This window comes from Streptomonospora salina (assembly GCF_014204715.1).
Classification (GTDB): Bacteria; Actinomycetota; Actinomycetes; order Streptosporangiales; family Streptosporangiaceae; genus Streptomonospora; species Streptomonospora salina.
Map to the genome: position 1 here is coordinate 4,385,995 of NZ_JACHLY010000001.1, position 18,028 is coordinate 4,404,022.

Consider the following 18,028-nt stretch of genomic DNA (forward strand, 5'->3'; position numbering starts at 1 on the left):
TGGGCGCGGATTCCCGAGGAAGGACTGACCTGCGTGAGCGCTCCTGCTCGCTACCCGTTCAGCGCGGTCGTCGGAATGGACGACCTGAAACTCGCGCTGCTGATCAACGCCGTCTCGCCGGACGTCGGCGGCGTCCTGGTGCGCGGTGAGAAGGGCACCGCCAAGTCGACCGTCGTGCGCGCGCTCGCGTCGCTGCTGCCCGACCTCGACGTGGTCCAGGACTGCCGGTTCGGCTGCGACCCCGCCGCCCCCGACCCCCAGTGCCCCGACGGTCCCCACAGCGACTCCGCGGTGCCCGCCGAGCGCGAGGCGAAGCTGGTGGAGCTTCCGGTGGGCGCCAGCGAAGACCGGCTGGTGGGCTCGCTGGACATCGAACGGGCCCTCACCGAAGGCGTCAAGGCCTTCGAACCCGGTCTGCTCGCCGAGGCCCACCGCGGCGTCCTCTACGTCGACGAAGTCAACCTGCTGCACGACCACCTGGTCGACCTGCTGCTGGACGCCGCCGCCATGGGCACCTCCCACGTCGAGCGCGAGGGGGTCTCGGTGCGCCACGCCGCGCGGTTCCTGCTCGTGGGGACGATGAACCCCGAGGAGGGCGAGCTGCGTCCGCAACTGCTGGACCGGTTCGGCCTGACCGTGGAGGTGGCCGCCACCCGCGACCCGCAGTTGCGCGCCGACGTCGTGCGGCGCCGGCTCGCGTTCGAGGCCGACCCCGAGGGCTTCGCCGCGGGCTACGCCGACGACGAGGCGGAGCTGGCCGGCCGCATCCGCGCCGCTCGCAAGCGCCTGCCCGGGGTTGCGCTGACCGACTCCGCGCTGCGCCAGGTCACCGCCGTCTGCGCCGCTTTCGACGTCGACGGCCTGCGCGCCGACATCGTCACCGCCCAGGCCGCCATGGCCCTGGCCGCCTGGCACGACCACGGCGAAGTCACCGCCGACGACGTGCGCGACGCCGCCCGCCTGGCTCTGCCGCACCGGCGCAGGCGCGATCCCTTCGACGCGCCCGACCTCGACGAGGACCGGCTCCAGGAGGCCCTGGATCAGGCGGGTGATGCGGACCCAAAAGACCCGGGTGAGCCGGACGGCTCCGACGGCGACCCCGGCGGCGGGGACGACGGCGGCAGCGACGACGGCAGCGATGGCGGCAGCGATGGCGGCGGTGGGGCCGACGGCCCCGATTCGAGCGCGCCGCCGGAGGAATCGTCCGACACGGACACCGGCGGCGGGCCGGAGCGGGACCGCCCCGAGCCCGGCGACGGCGACCATGATCCGTCCGGCCCCGAACGGCCCGCCGGGTCCGGGCCGGGGGCCGAGGACGACACCGGATCGGGCGACGAGCAGTCGCCGCCCCGCCCGCAGGACCCCGGCCAGGGGAGCCGGTCGGAGGCCGGCGACACCTACCGCCCCCGCCTGTTCAGCCTTAGCGGTGTCGGCGAGGGCGCACCCGGCCGCCGCTCGCGCGCCGAGACCCCCTACGGCCGCACCTCCGGCGCGCGGGTGCCGCGCGCGTCGGTGCGGGGCCTGCACCTGACGGCGACCCTGCGCGCGGCGGCGCCCCACCAGCGCGCCCGCGGCCGCGCCGGCCCGGGACTGCTCGTGCGGTCGGGCGACCTGCGCGAGACCGTGCGCGAAGGCCGCGAAGGCAACCTCGTGCTGTTCTGCGTGGACGCCAGCGGCTCCATGGCCGCCCGGGAGCGGATGCGCGCCGTCAAAGGCGCGGTGCTGAGCCTGCTGACCGACGCCTACCAGCGGCGCGACAAAGTCGGCCTGGTCACGTTCCGGGGCACCGGCGCCCAGGTGGAGCTGCCGCCGACCTCCTCGGTGGAGGCCGGCGCGCGGCGCCTGCACGAGCTGCGCACCGGCGGGCGTACCCCGCTGGCGGCGGGGCTGGCGCGGTCGGCGGAGGTGCTGCGCGTCGAACGGTTGCGCGACCCCAGTCGCCGCCCCCTGCTGGTGGTGGTGACCGACGGGCGCGCTACGCGCGGCGGGCTGGACGAGGCGCTGCGCGCCGGTGCGCGCATCGGCGCACGCGGGGTCCACGGAGTCGTGGTCGACTGCGAGTCCGGGCCGGTGCGCCTGGGGCTCGCGTCGCGCCTGGCGGCCGGGATGGAGGCCGAAGCGGTCCGCCTGGAAGAGCTGGGCGCCGACGCGCTCAGCGGCCTGGTGCGCTCGACCCGCAGCGCGGCGTGAGCGCGGGCCGGCCGCCGCCGGCCGCGCCTCCGCACCCACCCGGCCGATCTCTCAACACACCTGTAGAACCGAGGGGACACACATGCCGCAGGGCAAACCCGACTACGTGCCCGAAGACGGGCTGACCACGCGCCAGCGCCGCAACCGCCCGCTGCTGGTCGTGCACACGGGGCCGGGCAAGGGGAAGTCGACGGCCGCGTTCGGGCTGGCCACCCGCGGCTGGGCGCAGGGCTGGGACATCGGCGTGTTCCAGTTCGTCAAGTCGGCGAAGTGGCGCATCGGTGAGGAGCGCGCGCTCAGCGTGCTCGGCGAGACCGGCGAGGGCGGCCGGGTCGACTGGAACAAGATGGGCGAGGGCTGGTCGTGGATCCAGCGGTCGGGCACCGAGCAGGACCACGCGGCCGACGCGGCCGAAGGATGGGCCCAGATCAAACGCGACCTGGCCGCCGAGACCTACCGGCTCTACGTCCTCGACGAGTTCACCTACCCGATGAAGTGGGGCTGGGTCGACGTCGACGACGTCGTCGAGACCCTGTCCCGGCGCGGCGGACAGCAGCACGTCATCGTGACCGGACGCGATGCCGACCCCCGCCTGACCGGGGCCGCCGATCTCGTCACCGAGATGACCAAGATCAAGCACCCCATGGACGCCGGGCAGAAGGGCCAGCGCGGCATCGAGTGGTGACGGCGCCGTCGGGGTGTCCCGGAACCGCGCCGGGCCCGGAGGCGGGTCCAGGGGCACCCCCGGCGAACGCAGCGGCGCCTAGCGCGCGGTGGTATCCGCTTCGGCGCCGTGCAGGTCGCCCGGGATGAGGCTGTAGGTCGCCAGGCCGGTGCGGCCCTCGTGCAGCGGCATGGCGTTGCGTTCGGTGCCTTCGTAGGCGAACCCGGCTTTCTCGGCCACGCGCCGCGACGCGGCGTTGCCGACGGCCGCCTTCAGCTCCACGCGCTGCAATCCCTGCTCGACCAGCGCCCACCGGGACACGGCCACCACCGCCTCGGTCGCCAGGCCGCGGCCGCGCGCCCACGCGCACAGCCAGTAGCCGATTTCGGTGCAGCGGGCGCGCCACGCGGTGCGGTTGAGGCCGATCGCCCCCAGGTAGGCGCCGGTCGCCGTGTCCACGGCCGCCCACTGCTGGCCGTCGCCGCCGGCCCGGGCCTGCGGCGCCGCAACCAGGCACCAGTGTTCGGCGTCGGCGCGCGTATAGGGCGCGCCGGGCTCCGGCATGGGCAGCCAGCGCTGCACCGCGGGGTCGGCGGCTCCGCGGTAGACGGCGCCGATGTCGTCGCGGGTGTGGGCCCGCAGCGTCAGGCGTTCGGTCTGCAGCACCGCCGCCGGCATCATCGGGGCCGGGACGTCGTCGCTCACCGGACCTCCTCCGCGGAGCGTGCCCGCGCCGCGGTGAGGAACCTCCCCGCGGCCGAGGGGAGCCCCGCCCAGTGCACGTGCAGGTACGAAGCGCTGACGGTGCCGGAGGCGAACCCCTCACCGCCCCCGCTGTTCCACTGCCACGCCGGCCGGTCGCCCGACCGCGGCTCGACGGCGGTGCGGTGGAACTCGTGGCCGCGTACGCGGGTCCCCGCCCGGGCGAGCAGCGTGTCGCCGACCGCGACCGCCGACCGGTAGCCCAGTGTCAGCGATCCGGTCATGGCGGCGTCGGCGGGCAGCACACCGCACATCGGAGCGCCGTCGAGGCTGCGGCACAGGTAGAGCAGACCGGCGCACTCGGCCGCGACCGGCCCGCCGCGGGCGGCCAGCGCGGCGACCTCGCCGCGCAGCGCGGCGTTGGCCGACAGCTCGGCGGCGTGGACCTCGGGGAAACCGCCGCCGACGATCAGCCCGTCGGTCCCCTCCGGCAGGGCCTCGTCGCGCAGCGGGTCCACGGCGTGCACCTGCGCGCCGGCGGCGCGCAGCAGCTCCTCCTGCTCGGTGTAGCCGAACGTGAAGGCGGGACCGCCGGCGACGGCGATGCGCGGCGGGCGCGTCCGCGCGGGGATGCGCCACGGCTCGGCCTCCGCCGCGGCGTCCCACGGCTCGGCGGCCAGGGGCGGGGCGGCGCGGGCGACGGCGCGCAGCGCGTCCAGGTCGCAGGAGGCGGCCACCAGCTCGCTCAGCTCCTGTACCGCGCCGTGGGCGTCGTCGGCCCGCTCGGCGGCCGGGATCAGGCCCAGGTGGCGCGAGGGGGTGTGCACCCGCTCGCGGCGGCCCACCACGCCCAGCACCTCGGTGCCCGTGTCCTCCAGCGCTGTGCGCAGGATCTCCTCGTGGCGCTGGGACCCCACGCGGTTGAGGATCACCCCTGCGATGCGCACGCGCGGGTCGTAGGTGCAGAAGCCGTGCACCAGGGCCGCCACGGAGCGCGCGCTGCGGGAGGCGTCGACCACCAGCACCACGGGCGCGCCCAGCAGCGCCGCCACGTGCGCGGTGGATCCGGGATCGCCCGGCCCGTCCGGAGCGGCGGAGCCGGCGGCGCCGTCGAACAGGCCCATCACGCCTTCGACGACGGCGATGTCGGCGCCGGCGGCCCCGTGCAGGAACAGCGGCGCGACGCGGTCCTCGCCGCACAGCACCGGGTCGAGGTTGCGCGGCGGGCGCCCGGTGGCCAGCGCATGGTAGCCGGGATCGATGTAGTCGGGCCCCACCTTGTGCCCGCTGACCCGGTCGCCACGGGCCGCCAGCGCCGCCATCAGGCCGGTGGCGACCGTCGTCTTGCCGCTGCTCGACGCGGGGGCGGCGACCACCACACGCGGAATCACGGGCACGCTGCTCCACTCTCCTTCATATCCTGTGCCGCCGCCGCGCGTCGGACCGGGCGGCGAGTGGCCATGCTAGGGCGTTCCCGGCCCGCTCGGCTCCGCACCCCCTGCTCGCGGACGGGCGCGGGGCGGGGGCCGGATGCGGGCCGGCCGGAGGCGTCCCGATACGCTGACGGAGACCTCCCCACAGCGCAGCGCCGCACCTGTGCGGCCGCGGGGCGCGGGGCGGGTGCAGCGCAGTCGGCGACGGAAGCGGTGGTATGGGTACGGGTGGACGGCTGGTGGGCGTCGGTGTGGGACCGGGCGACCCCGAACTGGTCACGGTCAAGGCGGTGCGGCGCATGCGCGAAGCCGACACCGTGATCGTCCCGGTGCTGGCCGGCGACGAGCCGGGCCGCGCCGAAGCCACCGTGCGCGCCCACGTCGACGACGCCCGCATCGAACGCGCCGTCTTCGCGCTCAACGACCGGGAAGGCCTCAGCCCGCGGCGGGTGCGCGCCTGGGACGAGGCCGCCCGCACCGTGCTGAGCCGGTTCGAGGAGGGGAAGGCCACGGTGGCCTTCGCCACCATCGGCGACCCCAATGTCTACTCGACCTTCACCTACCTCGCGCAGACCGTGTGCGAGATGGCCCCCGGCACCGAGGTGGAGACCATCCCCGGGGTCACCGCCATGCAGGATCTGGCAGCGCGCTCCGGCCGGGTTCTGGCCGAGGGCTCCGAACCCCTCACCCTGCTGCCCGCAACCGGGGGAGTGGAGCGGCTGCGCTCGGCGCTGGACTCCGACGCCACCGTGGTCGCCTACAAGTTCGGCCGGTTCGCGCCGCAGGTCGCCGGCGCCGTCCGCGATTCGGGCCGCGGCGAGGACTCCGTCTACGGCGCCCGGCTGGGCCTGCCCGACGAGGAGATCGCGCCGCTGGCGGGGCTCGACGGATCCGGCCTGCCCTACCTGTCCACGCTCATCGCGCCCGCCCGCCGCGAAGCCGGGCGCGGCGGGAAGCTGTGAGGCCGGAACCGGCTGCACGGAGCGCCGGCGGCAGCGGCCGCGGGCGCAGCGACGACGACCGACGCGTACAGGCGCGGTGCACACCGCGCCGCGCGTCTCGACCACGAGAGGTGAGTGAGCAACGGCATGGCCAGCCAGCACAGCAGTGAGCACGACAGCGGAGCCCCGGCGGGGGCGGTCGTGTTCGTCGGCGCCGGTCCGGGCGCGGCCGACCTGCTGACCGTCCGCGCTGCCCGCGCCGTCGCCGCCGCCGACGTGGTGATCTGGGCGGCAAGCCTGGTGCACGAGGACGTGCTCGAACACGTCGGCCCCGGCGCCGAGGTCGTCGACTCGGCCAAGCTCCCGATGGAAGGCGTGCTGCCCTACTACCGCCGTGCCGCCGAGGAGGGCCTGCGCATCGCGCGGATCCACTCCGGGGACCCCGCGCTGTGGGGCGCGGTGCAGGAGCAGGTGGAAGTCTGCGACGACCTGGGGCTGGAGGTCGAGATCATCCCGGGTGTCTCGGCGTTCAGCGCGGTCGCCGCGATCGCCCAGCGCGAGCTGACCGTCCCCGAGATCGCCCAGTCCGTGGTGCTGACCCGGCTGGGCGGCGGCAAGACCCCCATGCCCGAGGGCGAAGAGGTCCGCGAGTTCGCCCGGCACGGCACCACCATGGCGCTGTTCCTCTCGGCGGCGCGCTCGGGCCGGCTGCAGGAGGAGCTGATCGAGGGCGGCTACGGGCACGAGACCCCGTGCATCATCGCCTACCAGGCCACCTGGCCCGAGGAGCTGATCGTGCATTGCGAACTGGGCGAGCTGGAGGCCACCGTCAAGGAGCACCGGCTGTGGAAGCACACGCTGGTGCTGGTCGGGCCCGCCCTCAACGCGGGCGGCACCCGCTCGCACCTGTACCACCCCGGCCACTTCCACACCCACCGCCGGGCCGACCGCGAGGCGCGCCGGCAGCTGCGCGAGGCGCGCCGAGGAGCGTAGCGACGTGACAGATAGCCCGCGGAGCCGGCGGGAGCCCGAACCGGGTCCCGAGCCCGGCGCGGACGAGGAGCCGCAGCCGCGCGAACCCGACCTGCCGCGCACCATGAAGGTGCGGCAGAAGGCGTTGCGCACCGGCTGGACCACCGGCACGTGCGCTTCGGCCGCCGCCAAGGCGGCCGCCGAAGCGCTGGCCACCGGGAGCCCGGCGGACAGCGTCGAGGTGGCGCTGCCGTCGGGCCGGCGCGTGTCCTTCGCCACCGACCGCTGCTCCCTCCTCGCACCGGACCGGGCCGAGGCGGCGGTGGTCAAGGACGCCGGCGACGATCCGGACGCCACCGACGGCGCCCACGTCACCGCCACCGTCACCCGGCGCGGCGAACCCGGCGTCGAACTGGACGGCGGGATCGGCGTCGGCGTGGTGACCCGCCCCGGACTGGGACTGGAACTGGGCGGTCCCGCCATCAACCCCGTCCCGGCGCAGATGATCGAGCAGGCCGTGGGCGAGGCCGCCGACACCGAGAGCCGCGGCCTGCGCGTGGTGATCAGCGTGCCCGAAGGCGAGAAGATGGCGCGCAAGACCACCAACGCCCGGCTGGGAATCATCGGCGGGATCTCCATCCTCGGCACGACCGGCGTGGTGCGGCCTTTCTCCACCGCCTCCTGGCGCGCCAGCGTCGAGCAGGCGGTGTCGGTCATGGCCGCACAGGGCGAGGACACGCTCGTGCTGTGCACCGGCGGGCGCACCGAGAAGGGCGCCGCGCTGCGCCATCCCGACCTGCCGCAGGTGTGCTTCGTCGAGGTCGGCGACTTCACCGGCGCCGCGCTGCGCCGAGCACTCGAATACGGCCTGCGGCGCGTGGTGTTCGTCGGCATGGCGGGCAAGCTGACCAAGCTGGCCTCGGGTGTGCTGATGACGCACTACACCCGGTCCAAGGTCTCCACCGAGCTGCTGGGCGAGATCACCCGCCGGGTCGGGGGGACCGAGGACGCCGCCGCCGAGGTCGACGCCGCCAACACCGGCCGCCACGCCTACGAGATCTGGGAGCGGGAGGGCCTGCTGCCGACGGCTGGCGCCGAACTGTGCCGACGCGTGGCGGGGGTCCTGACCCGCTTCAGCGAAGACACGCTGGAGGTGGAGGCGGCGATGGTCGACTTCACGGGGCAGCAGGTGGTCGCCGCCCACCCGGAGCGCCCGTGAGTGCCGGCGGCACCGGCGGCGCCCTGTCGGACGGCGAGGAGGCGGTCGTGGCGAGCATGCCCGGTACCGGCGGCGCCGGCATCCGACGCGCCGGCGCCGGCGACGTCGCGGCCGTCGTCGCCCTGCTGGCCGACGACGTGCGCGGCGCCGAGCGGGAGACCCCCGGGGACCTCGCCCCCTACCGCGACGCGTTCGCCCGCATCGACGCCGATCCCCGGACGCTGCCGGCCGTGGCGGTGCGCGGCGGAACCGTGGTGGGCACGCTGCAGCTGACCTTCCTGGACGGCCTGTCCCACCGCGGCGGCAGGCGCGCGCAGATCGAGGCGGTGCGGGTGGCCGCGGCCGAACGCGGCCGCGGGCTCGGCAGCGCCATGATGGCCTGGGCCGTCGAACAGGCGCGTTCCCGCGGCTGCCGGACGGTGCAGCTGACGTCGGACGCCGCCCGCGCCGACGCGCACCGCTTCTACAGCCGGCTCGGATTCGTCGCCTCCCACACCGGCTTCAAGCTGGCGCTGGAGGATCCGCGGTGATCACCGTCATCGGACTGGACGGCGGCCCGCTGCCGCCGCAGGCCGCCCGGGCGCTGTCGGCCGCGGTGTGCGTGGCCGGAGCCCCCCGGCACCTGGAGGCCGCCGGCGCCCACATCGCCGGCGGCGCCGAACGCGTCGCCATGGGCGAGCTGGGAGCCGCCCTGGATGCGGTCGTCGGCGCGGGCGGGCCCGCGGCCGTGCTGGCCTCCGGCGACCCCGGTTTCTTCGGCGTGCTGCGCAGCCTGCGGGCGCGCGGCGCCGACCCGGAGGTCGTGCCCGCCGCCACGTCGGCCGCCACCGCCTTCGCCCGCATCGGCTTGCCCTGGGACGACGCCGTCGTGGTCTCGGCGCACGGGCGCACCGGCTCCGGACGCGGCGTGCGGCGGGCGCTGGCCGCCGCCCTCGCCCACCCCAAAGCGGCGGTGCTCACCGCCCCCGGACGCGCCGGACCCGGTGCGTTCCTCCCGGAGCTGCTGCGCGCCGGCCGCCGGGTCTACGTCGCCCAGCGCCTGGGTGCGCCCGACGAGGAGGTCGCCGCCCTCGCCCCGGGCGACGAGGTCGGCGAGCGCATCTGGGCCGACCCCAACGTGGTCGTGGCCGTGGACCCCGAGCGCGCCGTCGCCCCCGCTATGGCCTGGATGCCCGGCCACCAGGGCGCGCCGCCGGACTGGGCGCTGCCCGCGGAGTCCTTCGAGCACCGCGCCTCCCTGATCACCAAACCCGAGGTGCGCGCGCTCGCGCTCGCCCGGCTGGCGCCCCGGCCCGGCACCGTCGTGTGGGACGTCGGCGCCGGCAGCGGATCGGTCGCCGTCGAATGCGCCCGGTTCGGCGCCCGCGCCGTCGCCTTCGAACGCACCTCCGAGGACTGCGAACGCATCCGCCTCAACGCCCACGCCCACGGCGTCGACGTCGAAGTGCACGAGGGAGAGGCCGCCGCCGCCGTCGACGCGGCGGCTGCGCGCCTGCCTCCCGACGCCGCGTTCATCGGCGGCGGCGACGACGCCGTCGCCTCGGCGGTCGTGGCCCACCGCCCCGAGCGCGTCGTGGCGGCTCTGGCCTCCCTCGACCGCATCGCCCCGTTGTACGACATGCTCGCGGCGGCCGGCTACGCCCCGGACGGCACCCAACTGCAGGCCTCCCGGCTTTCAGGACTGCCCAACGGCTCACTGCGGCTGGCCGCCGCCAACCCCGTGACCCTGCTGTGGGGCACTCGGGCCGCAAGCGCCTGACCCCGCCCCTCCCCATGCCCTCGACCGGAAAGGCACAGATGTCCGAAAGCGGCGCCATCGGCGTCATCGCCGTGACCGAGCGCGGCCGCACCGCGGCCGACCGCCTGCAGGCGGCCTGGCCCGACCGGGTGCGCACGTTCACCGGGGACCGCGGAGGCGAGGCGCTGCGCAGCGCCTTCGCCGAGTGCGGCGCCGTGGTGGCCTTCCTGGCCGTGGGCGCCGCGGTGCGGGCGCTGGCGCCGGCGCTCGGCGACAAGCACACCGACCCGCCGGTGGTCTGCGTCGACGAAGGGCTGCAGCACGCGGTCGCCGTGCTGGGCGGCCACCACGGCGGCAACACCCTCGCCGGCGACGTCGCCGACGTGCTGGGCTGCTCCCCGGTCGTGACCACCGCCAGCGACGCCGCGGCCGCCTCCCCGCTGGACTCCTACGGGGCCGACCTGGGCTTCGCCGTCGCCGACACCGCGCCGCTGGCGCCCGCCGGCGCCGCACTGCTGTCGGGGCGTCCGGTGCGCCTGGAGCACGACCGGGTCTGGCCGCTGCCGCCGCTGCCGCCGAACGCCGCCGCCGACACCCCTCCGGAGTCGGCGGCGGCACTGCTGCGCGTCACCGACCGCGCCGCGCCGCCGGCGGGCGGGGAACCGGTGCCGACGGTGACCTACCGCCCGCCCTCGCTGGTGGTGGGGGTCGGGTCGGCGCGCGGCGCCGCCGCCGAGGAGGTCGGCGAGCTCGTCGACACCGCCCTCGCGGAGGCCGGGCTGGCCCCGCAGTCGGTGCACGCCCTGGCCACCGTCGACGCCAAAGCCGACGAGGAAGGCATCCTGCGCGCGGCCCGCGAGCGCGGCTGGCCGGTGCGGATCCTGCCCGCCGCCGAATTGGCGGAGGTGGAGGTGCCCAACCCCAGCGACGTCGTGCGCGCGGAGATCGGCACGCCCAGCGTCGCCGAGGCCGCCGCCCTGAGCGCCGCCGGGCGGGACGGCCGCGCGGCCGAACTGGTGGTCGCCAAGCGCAAGTCCGCCAACGCCACCGCCGCCGTGGCGCGCCTGCATCCCCGCGGGCGCCTCGCTCTGGTCGGTCTGGGCCCCGGTGCCCGCGACCTGGCGGCCCCGCGTGCACTCGCCGAACTGCACCGCGCCTCGGTCGTGGTGGGCCTGGACCAGTACCTGGACCAGGTGCGCGATCTGCTGCGACCGGGCACCCGGGTGGTCTCCAGCGGTCTCGGGCAGGAAGAGGAGCGCGCCCGCACCGCCGTGGCCGAAGCGCAGGAGGGCGCGGCCGTGGCGCTGATCGGCTCCGGCGACGCCGGGGTCTACGCGATGGCCAGTCCCGCCCTGGACTTCGCCGGCGACGACATCGACGTCGTGGGCGTGCCCGGCATCACCGCCGCCGTCGCCGCGGCGCACCGCCTCGGCGCGCCGCTGGGCCACGACCACGCCTACATCTCGTTGTCGAACCTGCACACACCCTGGGAGGCCATCGAGAACCGCGTACGCGCGGCCGCCGAGGGCGACTTCACCGTGTGCTTCTACAACCCGCGCAGCCTGCGCCGCGACTGGCAGCTGCCGGAGGCGCTGGACATCCTCGCCGAGCACCGTCCGCCCGAGACCCCGGTGGGCTACGTCCGCAACGCCGCCCGCGACGACGAATACGCCGTGGTGACGACGCTGCAGGAGATGCTCGACGGCGGCAGCGCCGACGTCGACATGTACACCGTGGTCCTGGTCGGCAGCTCGGCCAGCCGCACCGTGGCCGGACGGTTCGTCACCCCGCGCGGCTACACCTGGCGCGCGGCGGCGCACCCGGAGTGAGGCGTGGTCACGTTGGAGGGTCCCTTGTGAGGTGGCTCAACCCCCTGAATCCAGGTCCAGCAGCCGTGCGGCCTCCTCGGGGGTGGCCGGGTCGGGAGCGCGGGGGTCGAGCAGGTCGGCCGCGCGCAGCGCCCGCCCGGCCGCAGGGGCCCACGCCGGGCGCAGCCGGGCCGCCGCGAGCAGGGCGGGGTCGGCCAGGACGTCGCGGGCCGGTCCGGAAGCCAGCAGGCCCCGGTTGAGCAGCAGGACGGTGTCGGCCCACCGGTAGGCCAGGTCCACGTCGTGGGTGGAGACCACCAGGGTGGTGCCCGCCGCCCGCAGCCCTTCCAGGGTCTGCACCAAGGACTCCACCCCTTCGGGGTCCAGCCCGGCGGTGGGCTCGTCCAGCACCAGCACCGAGGGCCGCATCGCCAAGGCTCCCGCCAGCACGACCCGCTTGCGCTGGCCGTAGGAGAGCAGGTGGGTGGGCTGGTCGGCCAGATCGGTGATCTCCAGCGCCTCCAGCGCCCAGGCCACCCGTTCGCGTGCGGCGTCGGCGGCCAGGCCCAGGTTCATCGGCCCGAACGACACGTCCTGGCTGACGCTGGCGGAGAACAGCTGGTCGTCGGGGTCCTGGAAGACCAGCTGCACCCGGCGCCGCAGTTCGTTGAGGGCACGGCGTCCCCGCCGCACGCGTTCGCCGTCGACGTGGATCTCGCCCGTTTCGGGGGTGAGGCTGCCGGACAGCAGCCGCAGCAGCGTCGTCTTGCCGCCCCCGTTGGGGCCGAGCACCCCCACGACTGAGCCCTGGGCGATGCGCACGTCCAATGCGGTGAAGACCGGCGCTGTGTCGGGATAGCGGAACGCGAGCCCGTGCCCGGACAGGGCGGCGGGCGGGGCGGCGGTGGCGCCCCCGGGGTCGGTGGTCACAGCGGGGCTCCAAGCGAAAAGTAGCTCGCCGTCGCCGCCGCAACCAGTACTGCGGGCAGTGCGGCGGCGGCCAGGGCGGACGGTCGCAGGGGCAGCTCTTCCACCAGCACGGTCAGTTCGCCGGTGTAGCCGCGGCATTCCAGGCCGCGCTGCATGCGCTGCGCCCGGTCGAACGAGCGGACGAACAGTGCCGCACCCAGCGAGCCGACCGAGCGGATCCACGCGCGCCGACCGGCGTAGCCGAGCCGCCCGGCCTGGGCGGTCTGGATGCGGCGGGCGCTGTCCAGGGTGACGAACAGCATCCGGTAGATCAGTGCGATCACCTCGACCAGCGCGCTGGGCAGGCCGATGCGTGTCAGCCGCGGCAGCAGGTCGGCCAGCGGGGTGGTGAAGGCGAACAGGAGCTGGCAGCACACCGCCGCCGCGGCCCGCCCGGTGACCTCGGCCGCCCGCGCCGCTCCGGCGGGGTCCAGTGCCACCGCCCCCTGCGGGCCGCCGACCGTGACCAGCAGCGCCAGCGACCCGGTGAGGATGAACAGCAGCGGGACCCAGGCAGCGCGAGCGAAGGCGCGCGGCGGCACCCGTGCCGGTCCGAACCCCGCGGCCAGGGCGACAACGGCGACCATCGGAGCCGCGGGCCATGTGGGCAGCGCCAAGGCGCAGACCAGCAGACCGCCGAAGAAGACGCCCTTGGCGGCGGGGTGGACCCGCCGCCAAGGGCTGGTATAGGCGGCGGCGTCGATCGCCAGCACGCGGCTACCGTTCGGCCGGGCCGGTCTCCGCTTCGGCGGAGCCGGCCGCCTTCGGGCTCCCGGATCCGGACGCTCCGGCCGGGGCCGTGCCGAGCTTGTTGCGGGTGCGGACGACCCCGAAGAAGTAGCCGATGAATCCCGCGCCGATGGCGGCCTGGAGGGCGAAGAGACCGGATTCGATCTCACCGGAGGGCGGCTCGTACAGGGGGGAGAACCACGGCTCGTAGTCGGGATCGGTCTCGGTCGCCATCTCCGGGGCCTGAGCGTCGACGCCCCCGAAGGGTTCGTCGAGGTGGCTGCCGGATCCGATGATCAGGGGAAGCACGGCGATCAGCGCGGCCGCGGCGATCAGCAGCCAGGTGGTCGTGGTCTTGGGACGCATGTTTCAGCCCGCCTTCTCTTCGCTCACGTCGGTGGTCTGCCCATCGGAGGCCGGGGCCGCGGCGGCCGGGCTCCGCAGTACGCCCAGGCGGCGCAGCTGCTCGGGGGTGACCGTGGTCAGCAGCCGCATGATGACGACGGTGACCAGGCCCTCCACCACGGCGAGCGGGATCTGGGTGATCGAGAAGAGGCCGGCGAAGGCGGTGAAGGAGCCGAGGAAGCCGGACTGGGGGTCGGGAAACGCGAGGGCGAGCTGAACGCTGGTGACGGTGTAGGTGGCCATGCTGCCCAGCGCGGCGGCGCTGAACACCGCCATGTCCAGCGAGGTCTGCGCGCCGAAGCGCGCCGTGGCCGAGCGCACGAGCTTGAACGCCGTGTAGGCCACCCAGGGGCCCACCACGGCCATGGAGAAGACGTTGGCGCCGAGCGTGGTCAGACCGCCGTGTGCCAGCAGCAGGGCTTGGAACAGCAGGGTGATCGTTCCCAGTGCGGCCATGACCGGCGGGCGGAACAGGACCGCGCCTAAGCCGGTGCCCGTGGGGTGGGAGCAGCTGCCGGTGACCGAGGGGATCTTCAGCGCCGACAGCACGAAGCTGAACGCTCCGGCGGCGCCGATCAGCAGCTTGGCGTCGGGATCGGCGCGTACGGCGCGGGTGAGCGATCGGACACCGTGCGCGACGAACGGGGCCGCGACGGCGGTCCAGGCAGCTGCGTGCTGCCAGGGCAGAAATCCTTCAGCGATATGCATGTCGGGGGACCCAACTTCCAGCACCTCGTGGACGGTCGTCACGCCGTGGCCGGTCTCCTGGCTGACGGGTCGACGCCCTTTGCCGGCCTTCCCAGGGACGGCGTCGCCGCTGCCCCCAGTGGCCTACCGACGGCCGCGCCTGCGGCAGTTCGGGGCATCGGGCTTCCCGCTCACAGTGGCGAGGGCCGCGCCGGTTTCGAACCGGACTTCCCGAACACCACGGCATAAAAGAACGTACGGTGCTGACGGAGGTTTCGCAATACCGGCGGGTTCGGCGCCCTGACCGGGGAAGCTTCCCGAGAACCCCGTGTACGCTGGGCCGGCGCCGCGTCCGGAGGCCGCCGCGCCCGCCGCGGTGGCACTGGTCTCAGAGCCGGCGCCCGATCTGGAGGAGGCGTCTTGGTCGACCCCGCCGAGGTTCCGGCGCCGGTGGCTGTGACATCGTCGTGCACGGCCTGCGGCGCCTGTCTGCTGACCTGTCCGGAGCACGCGCTGCGGCCGCAGGGCGGGACTCTGGTGGTGCTGGGCGACACGTGCACGGGCTGCCTGGAGTGCGTGGAAGTGTGCCCGGCCGACGCGATCGCCGTGCTGGCGCGCTGACCGCGCCGACCGACACCAGCCGAGGGAGGAACGACTGTGGACCGGCGGGTGCACCCCATCGAAGCGGAATCGTTCGCCATCCTGCGCTCCCGGATCGACGTGGGCGGGATGGCGCCGCTGAGCCGCGCCGTGGCCGAGCGCATCATCCACTCCAGCGCCGACCTGGACTATGCGAGCGACCTGGTGATCGACGACACCGCCGTCGACGAGGCCGCTCAGCGCCTGGAGGAGGGCGCGCCGGTGGTGGCCGACGTCGGCATGGTCGCCGCGGGCATCACCGCCCGAGAATGCGTGTGCCACATCACCGACCCCCGTGCCGAGCGGCTCGCCCGCACCACCGGAATCACCCGCTCGGCCGCGGCGGTGCGCAGCGCCTACGCCGAGGTCGGCCCCGGCGCCGTGTGGGTGGTGGGCTGCGCCCCCACCGCACTGACCGAGATCATCGCCCGCCAGGTCGAGCCCGCGCTGGTCATCGGCCTTCCGGTGGGCTTCGTCGGTGCTGCCGAATCCAAGCAGGAGCTGCGCGAAAGCGGGCTTCCGCAAGTGAGCAACGTCTCGGAGAAGGGCGGGTCGGCGGTCGCCGCTGCGGCGCTGAACGCTCTGCTGTACGGTCCCGTACCCGAGTGAGCGGGTCCCCGCCCCGCGGCGGCCGCGCACCGCAGGGGCGCCGGGCACCCGCGCACCGGGCGGACGCCCCGCCGACGGACAGGAGAGGAGGAGCCGGCCACCGCTGACCTGGCGGCGGCGACCCGCGCGTGCGCGCGCCGGGGCCGCCTCCACCGCGCCGGGGCACCGTCCCCGCCCCGAGCTTTCCCGCACGCGGCCGCCGCCGCGGCCCGTCCCCCCACCCGAGAAGTCGGACCGTGCTGCCTGAACGCCGGTCCGAAACGCCCCATTTACCGGTTAGGAATCGGATGCAACCGCCTTTGCTGCTGGTCGGACACGGAACCCGCGACGACAAGGGCGTGGCGGACTTCGAGGCGTTCGTCGAGCGCCTGGGCCGCCGCCTGCCCGACCGCGAGGTCGCCGGGGGCTTCATCGAGCTCTCGCCGCCCCCGCTCACCGACGCCGTCGGCGACCTGTACGCCAAGGGCCACCGCAGCATGGTGGCCCTGCCGCTGATGCTGGTGGCCGCCGGCCACGCCAAGGGCGACATCCCCGGTGCCCTGGCCCGTGAGAAGGAGCGCCACTCCGCTTTCGACTACACCTACGGCCGCCCGCTCGGCCCCCACCCCACGGTGCTGCGGCTGCTGGCCGAACGGCTGGGGGAGGTCCTCGACGGCGACGCGGGCGCAGCCGCCGGCGAGCGCCCGCGCACCGCGGTGCTGCTGGTGGGCCGCGGCTCGACCGACCCCGACGCCAACGCCGAGGTCTGCAAGGTGGCGCGGCTGCTGCAGGAGGGCCACGCGGCCGAGCACGGCGCCGACTTCGTCGAGCCCGCTTTCATCTCGCTGGCCTGGCCCAGCGTCCCCGAAGGGCTGGAGCGCATCCGGCGGCTGGGCGCGGAGCGGATCGTCGTGCTGCCCTACTTCCTGTTCTCCGGCATCCTGCCCGACCGCGTCGCCGACCAGACCCTGGAGTTCGCGGGCGAGCACCCGGAACTCGACGTCCGCTGCGGTCCGGTCATCGGCGACTGCGACGAGCTGGCCGACGTCATCGCCGAGCGCTACGACGAGGCCCGCGCCGGCGACATCCGCATGAACTGCGACACCTGCGTCTACCGCATCGCCATGCCCGGGTTCGAGGACAAGGTCGGCGCCGCCCAGACACCCCACCACCATCCCGACGACCCCGCGCACGGCCACGGACACGGCCACGGACACGGCCATGGCCACTGAGACGCCCGACCGCACCGCCGTCGGGGCGGGCGGACCGGATCTGCGCCACCACGGCGACGCCGAGACCGGTTCCGGCCTGCTCGACTTCGCCGTCAACGTGCGCGCGGACACACCGCCGCCGTGGCTGGCCGAGCGCATCGCGGCCTCGCTCGGCGACGTCGCCGCCTACCCCGACCCGGGTCCGGCGCGCGAGGCGGTGGCCCGCCGCCACGGCCGCGACCCGTCCGAGGTGCTGCTGACCGCGGGGGCCGCCGAAGCGTTCGTGCTTCTGGCGCGGGTGCTGCGGCCCCGCCGCGCCGTGGTGGTCCACCCCCAGTTCACCGAGCCCGAGGCGGCGCTGCGCGCGGCCGATCACCCGGTCGAGCGGGTGGTGCTGGAAGGGCCGCGATTCGAACTGGACCCGGCGGCGGTGCCGGCCGAGGCCGACCTCGTCATGGTGGGCAACCCCACCAATCCCACGTCGGTTCTGCACCCCGCAGCGGTTCTGGAGCGCCTGGCCCGGCCGGGCCGCGTCCTGGTGGTCGACGAAGCGTTCGCCGACTGCGTCCCCGGCGAGGCGGAGTCGCTGGCCGGCCGGGGCGACCTGCCCGGGCTGGTGGTGCTGCGCAGCCTCACCAAGACCTGGGGACTGGCCGGACTGCGCGCCGGCTACGCGCTCGCCGACGCCGCAACGGCCGACGCGCTGGCGCGGGCCCAGCCGCTGTGGTCGGTGTCCACGCCGGCGCTGGCGGCCACCGCCGCCTGCTGCGAACCGCGTGCGCTGGCCGAGGCCGACGCGTGGGCGGACCGGCTCACCGGCCGCCGCGCCGAGTTCGCCGCCGACCTGGCCGACTGCGGGGTGCACGTCACCCCCGGCGCCGCCGCCTCCTTCGTCCTGGTCCATGCCGCCGGCGGGGAGGCGCTGCGCCACCGGCTGCGCGATGCGGGGATCGCGGTGCGCCGCGGCGACACGTTCCCCGGGCTGGGGCCCGACTGGCTGCGCGTGGCGGTGCGGGATCGGGAGACGTCGCTCCGGTTGACGCGCACTCTGGCAGAGTTGCGATGAGGTCGCCGCGGGACGGCGGGAGCCGCCGCGGCGCTGTGAGGATGGCGATGCGTGTGTCCAGTGCAGA

18 protein-coding genes and 1 riboswitch are annotated in these 18,028 nt (G+C 75.4%); of the genes, 12 read left to right on the top strand and 6 right to left on the bottom strand.

Features of this window, described 5'->3' with window-relative positions; genetic code table 11:
* Positions 1-33 precede the first annotated feature (33 nt).
* Entirely contained in the window at positions 34-2,190 is a 2,157-nt protein-coding gene (locus tag HNR25_RS19865) for a putative cobaltochelatase (RefSeq protein ID WP_184637598.1), read from the top strand.
* Positions 2,191-2,272: 82 nt separating this feature from the next.
* Positions 2,273-2,875 (top strand): cob(I)yrinic acid a,c-diamide adenosyltransferase, encoded by a 603-nt coding sequence (cobO, locus tag HNR25_RS19870; protein WP_184637600.1) that lies wholly within the window; start codon positions 2,273-2,275, stop codon positions 2,873-2,875.
* Positions 2,876-2,953: 78 nt separating this feature from the next.
* On the opposite strand, the gene HNR25_RS19875 is transcribed toward cobO, so the two are convergent.
* Complete coding sequence (locus tag HNR25_RS19875; RefSeq protein ID WP_184639572.1) at positions 2,954-3,532, bottom strand: GNAT family N-acetyltransferase; 579 nt, start codon at positions 3,530-3,532, stop codon at positions 2,954-2,956.
* A 23-nt stretch (positions 3,533-3,555) separates the two neighbouring features.
* A complete protein-coding gene (locus HNR25_RS19880) occupies positions 3,556-4,947 on the bottom strand; it encodes a cobyrinic acid a,c-diamide synthase CobB (protein ID WP_312862739.1) in 1,392 nt (463 codons plus the stop codon).
* 260 nt (positions 4,948-5,207) lie between these two features.
* On the opposite strand from HNR25_RS19880, the gene cobI reads away from it, so the two are divergent.
* The 6 genes from cobI to cobJ all read left to right on the top strand — a co-directional run bounded on the left by cobI (position 5,208) and on the right by cobJ (position 11,688).
* Positions 5,208-5,951, top strand: a complete 744-nt coding sequence (gene cobI, locus HNR25_RS19885) for a precorrin-2 C(20)-methyltransferase (protein WP_184637602.1) — start codon at positions 5,208-5,210, stop codon at positions 5,949-5,951.
* Positions 5,952-6,077: 126 nt separating this feature from the next.
* The gene (gene cobM / locus HNR25_RS19890; RefSeq protein WP_184637604.1) at positions 6,078-6,923 is read left to right on the top strand and encodes a precorrin-4 C(11)-methyltransferase; all 846 of its coding nucleotides are present in this window, start codon (positions 6,078-6,080) and stop codon (positions 6,921-6,923) included.
* Between the two features lie 4 nt (positions 6,924-6,927).
* Positions 6,928-8,121 (top strand): cobalt-precorrin-5B (C(1))-methyltransferase, encoded by a 1,194-nt coding sequence (locus tag HNR25_RS19895; RefSeq protein ID WP_312862640.1) that lies wholly within the window; start codon positions 6,928-6,930, stop codon positions 8,119-8,121.
* 56 nt (positions 8,122-8,177) lie between these two features.
* Entirely contained in the window at positions 8,178-8,651 is a 474-nt protein-coding gene (locus tag HNR25_RS19900) for a GNAT family N-acetyltransferase (protein WP_184639578.1), read from the top strand.
* Positions 8,648-9,880: a precorrin-6y C5,15-methyltransferase (decarboxylating) subunit CbiE gene (gene cbiE / locus HNR25_RS19905; protein WP_184637606.1), complete on the top strand. Its 1,233-nt coding sequence runs from the start codon at positions 8,648-8,650 to the stop codon at positions 9,878-9,880. Before HNR25_RS19900 ends, cbiE begins: the two co-directional genes overlap by 4 nt.
* Before the next feature lie 38 nt (positions 9,881-9,918).
* Positions 9,919-11,688, top strand: a complete 1,770-nt coding sequence (gene cobJ / locus HNR25_RS19910) for a precorrin-3B C(17)-methyltransferase (RefSeq protein ID WP_184637608.1) — start codon at positions 9,919-9,921, stop codon at positions 11,686-11,688.
* A 36-nt stretch (positions 11,689-11,724) separates the two neighbouring features.
* Here cobJ and HNR25_RS19915 read toward each other — a convergent pair whose 3' ends face one another.
* The 4 genes from HNR25_RS19915 to HNR25_RS19930 form a co-directional block, all read right to left on the bottom strand.
* On the bottom strand, positions 11,725-12,597 hold the full coding sequence (locus HNR25_RS19915; protein ID WP_312862641.1) for an energy-coupling factor ABC transporter ATP-binding protein: 873 nt from the start codon (positions 12,595-12,597) through the stop codon (positions 11,725-11,727).
* Positions 12,594-13,349: a cobalt ECF transporter T component CbiQ gene (cbiQ, locus tag HNR25_RS19920; protein ID WP_184637611.1), complete on the bottom strand. Its 756-nt coding sequence runs from the start codon at positions 13,347-13,349 to the stop codon at positions 12,594-12,596. Before cbiQ ends, HNR25_RS19915 begins: the two co-directional genes overlap by 4 nt.
* Positions 13,350-13,353: 4 nt before the next feature.
* Positions 13,354-13,731: an energy-coupling factor ABC transporter substrate-binding protein gene (locus tag HNR25_RS19925; RefSeq protein ID WP_184637612.1), complete on the bottom strand. Its 378-nt coding sequence runs from the start codon at positions 13,729-13,731 to the stop codon at positions 13,354-13,356.
* A 3-nt stretch (positions 13,732-13,734) separates the two neighbouring features.
* A complete protein-coding gene (locus tag HNR25_RS19930) occupies positions 13,735-14,520 on the bottom strand; it encodes an energy-coupling factor ABC transporter permease (protein ID WP_312862642.1) in 786 nt (261 codons plus the stop codon).
* Positions 14,509-14,715, bottom strand: a riboswitch (cobalamin riboswitch). It overlaps the preceding gene by 12 nt.
* A 192-nt stretch (positions 14,716-14,907) precedes the next feature.
* Between HNR25_RS19930 and HNR25_RS19935 the strand changes: the two genes are divergently transcribed.
* The 4 genes from HNR25_RS19935 (at position 14,908) to cobC (ending at position 17,961) form a co-directional block, all read left to right on the top strand.
* Positions 14,908-15,078, top strand: a complete 171-nt coding sequence (locus HNR25_RS19935) for a 4Fe-4S binding protein (RefSeq protein WP_312862643.1) — start codon at positions 14,908-14,910, stop codon at positions 15,076-15,078.
* Between the two features lie 36 nt (positions 15,079-15,114).
* Positions 15,115-15,705 carry a precorrin-8X methylmutase gene (locus HNR25_RS19940; RefSeq protein ID WP_184637617.1) on the top strand — a complete coding sequence of 197 codons (591 nt, stop codon included), beginning with the start codon at positions 15,115-15,117 and terminating at the stop codon, positions 15,703-15,705.
* Positions 15,706-15,992: 287 nt separating this feature from the next.
* The gene (locus tag HNR25_RS19945) at positions 15,993-16,916 is read left to right on the top strand and encodes a sirohydrochlorin chelatase (protein ID WP_184637619.1); all 924 of its coding nucleotides are present in this window, start codon (positions 15,993-15,995) and stop codon (positions 16,914-16,916) included.
* Complete coding sequence (gene cobC / locus HNR25_RS19950; protein ID WP_184637620.1) at positions 16,906-17,961, top strand: Rv2231c family histidinol phosphate aminotransferase CobC; 1,056 nt, start codon at positions 16,906-16,908, stop codon at positions 17,959-17,961. Before HNR25_RS19945 ends, cobC begins: the two co-directional genes overlap by 11 nt.
* The last annotated feature ends 67 nt before the right edge of the window (positions 17,962-18,028 follow it).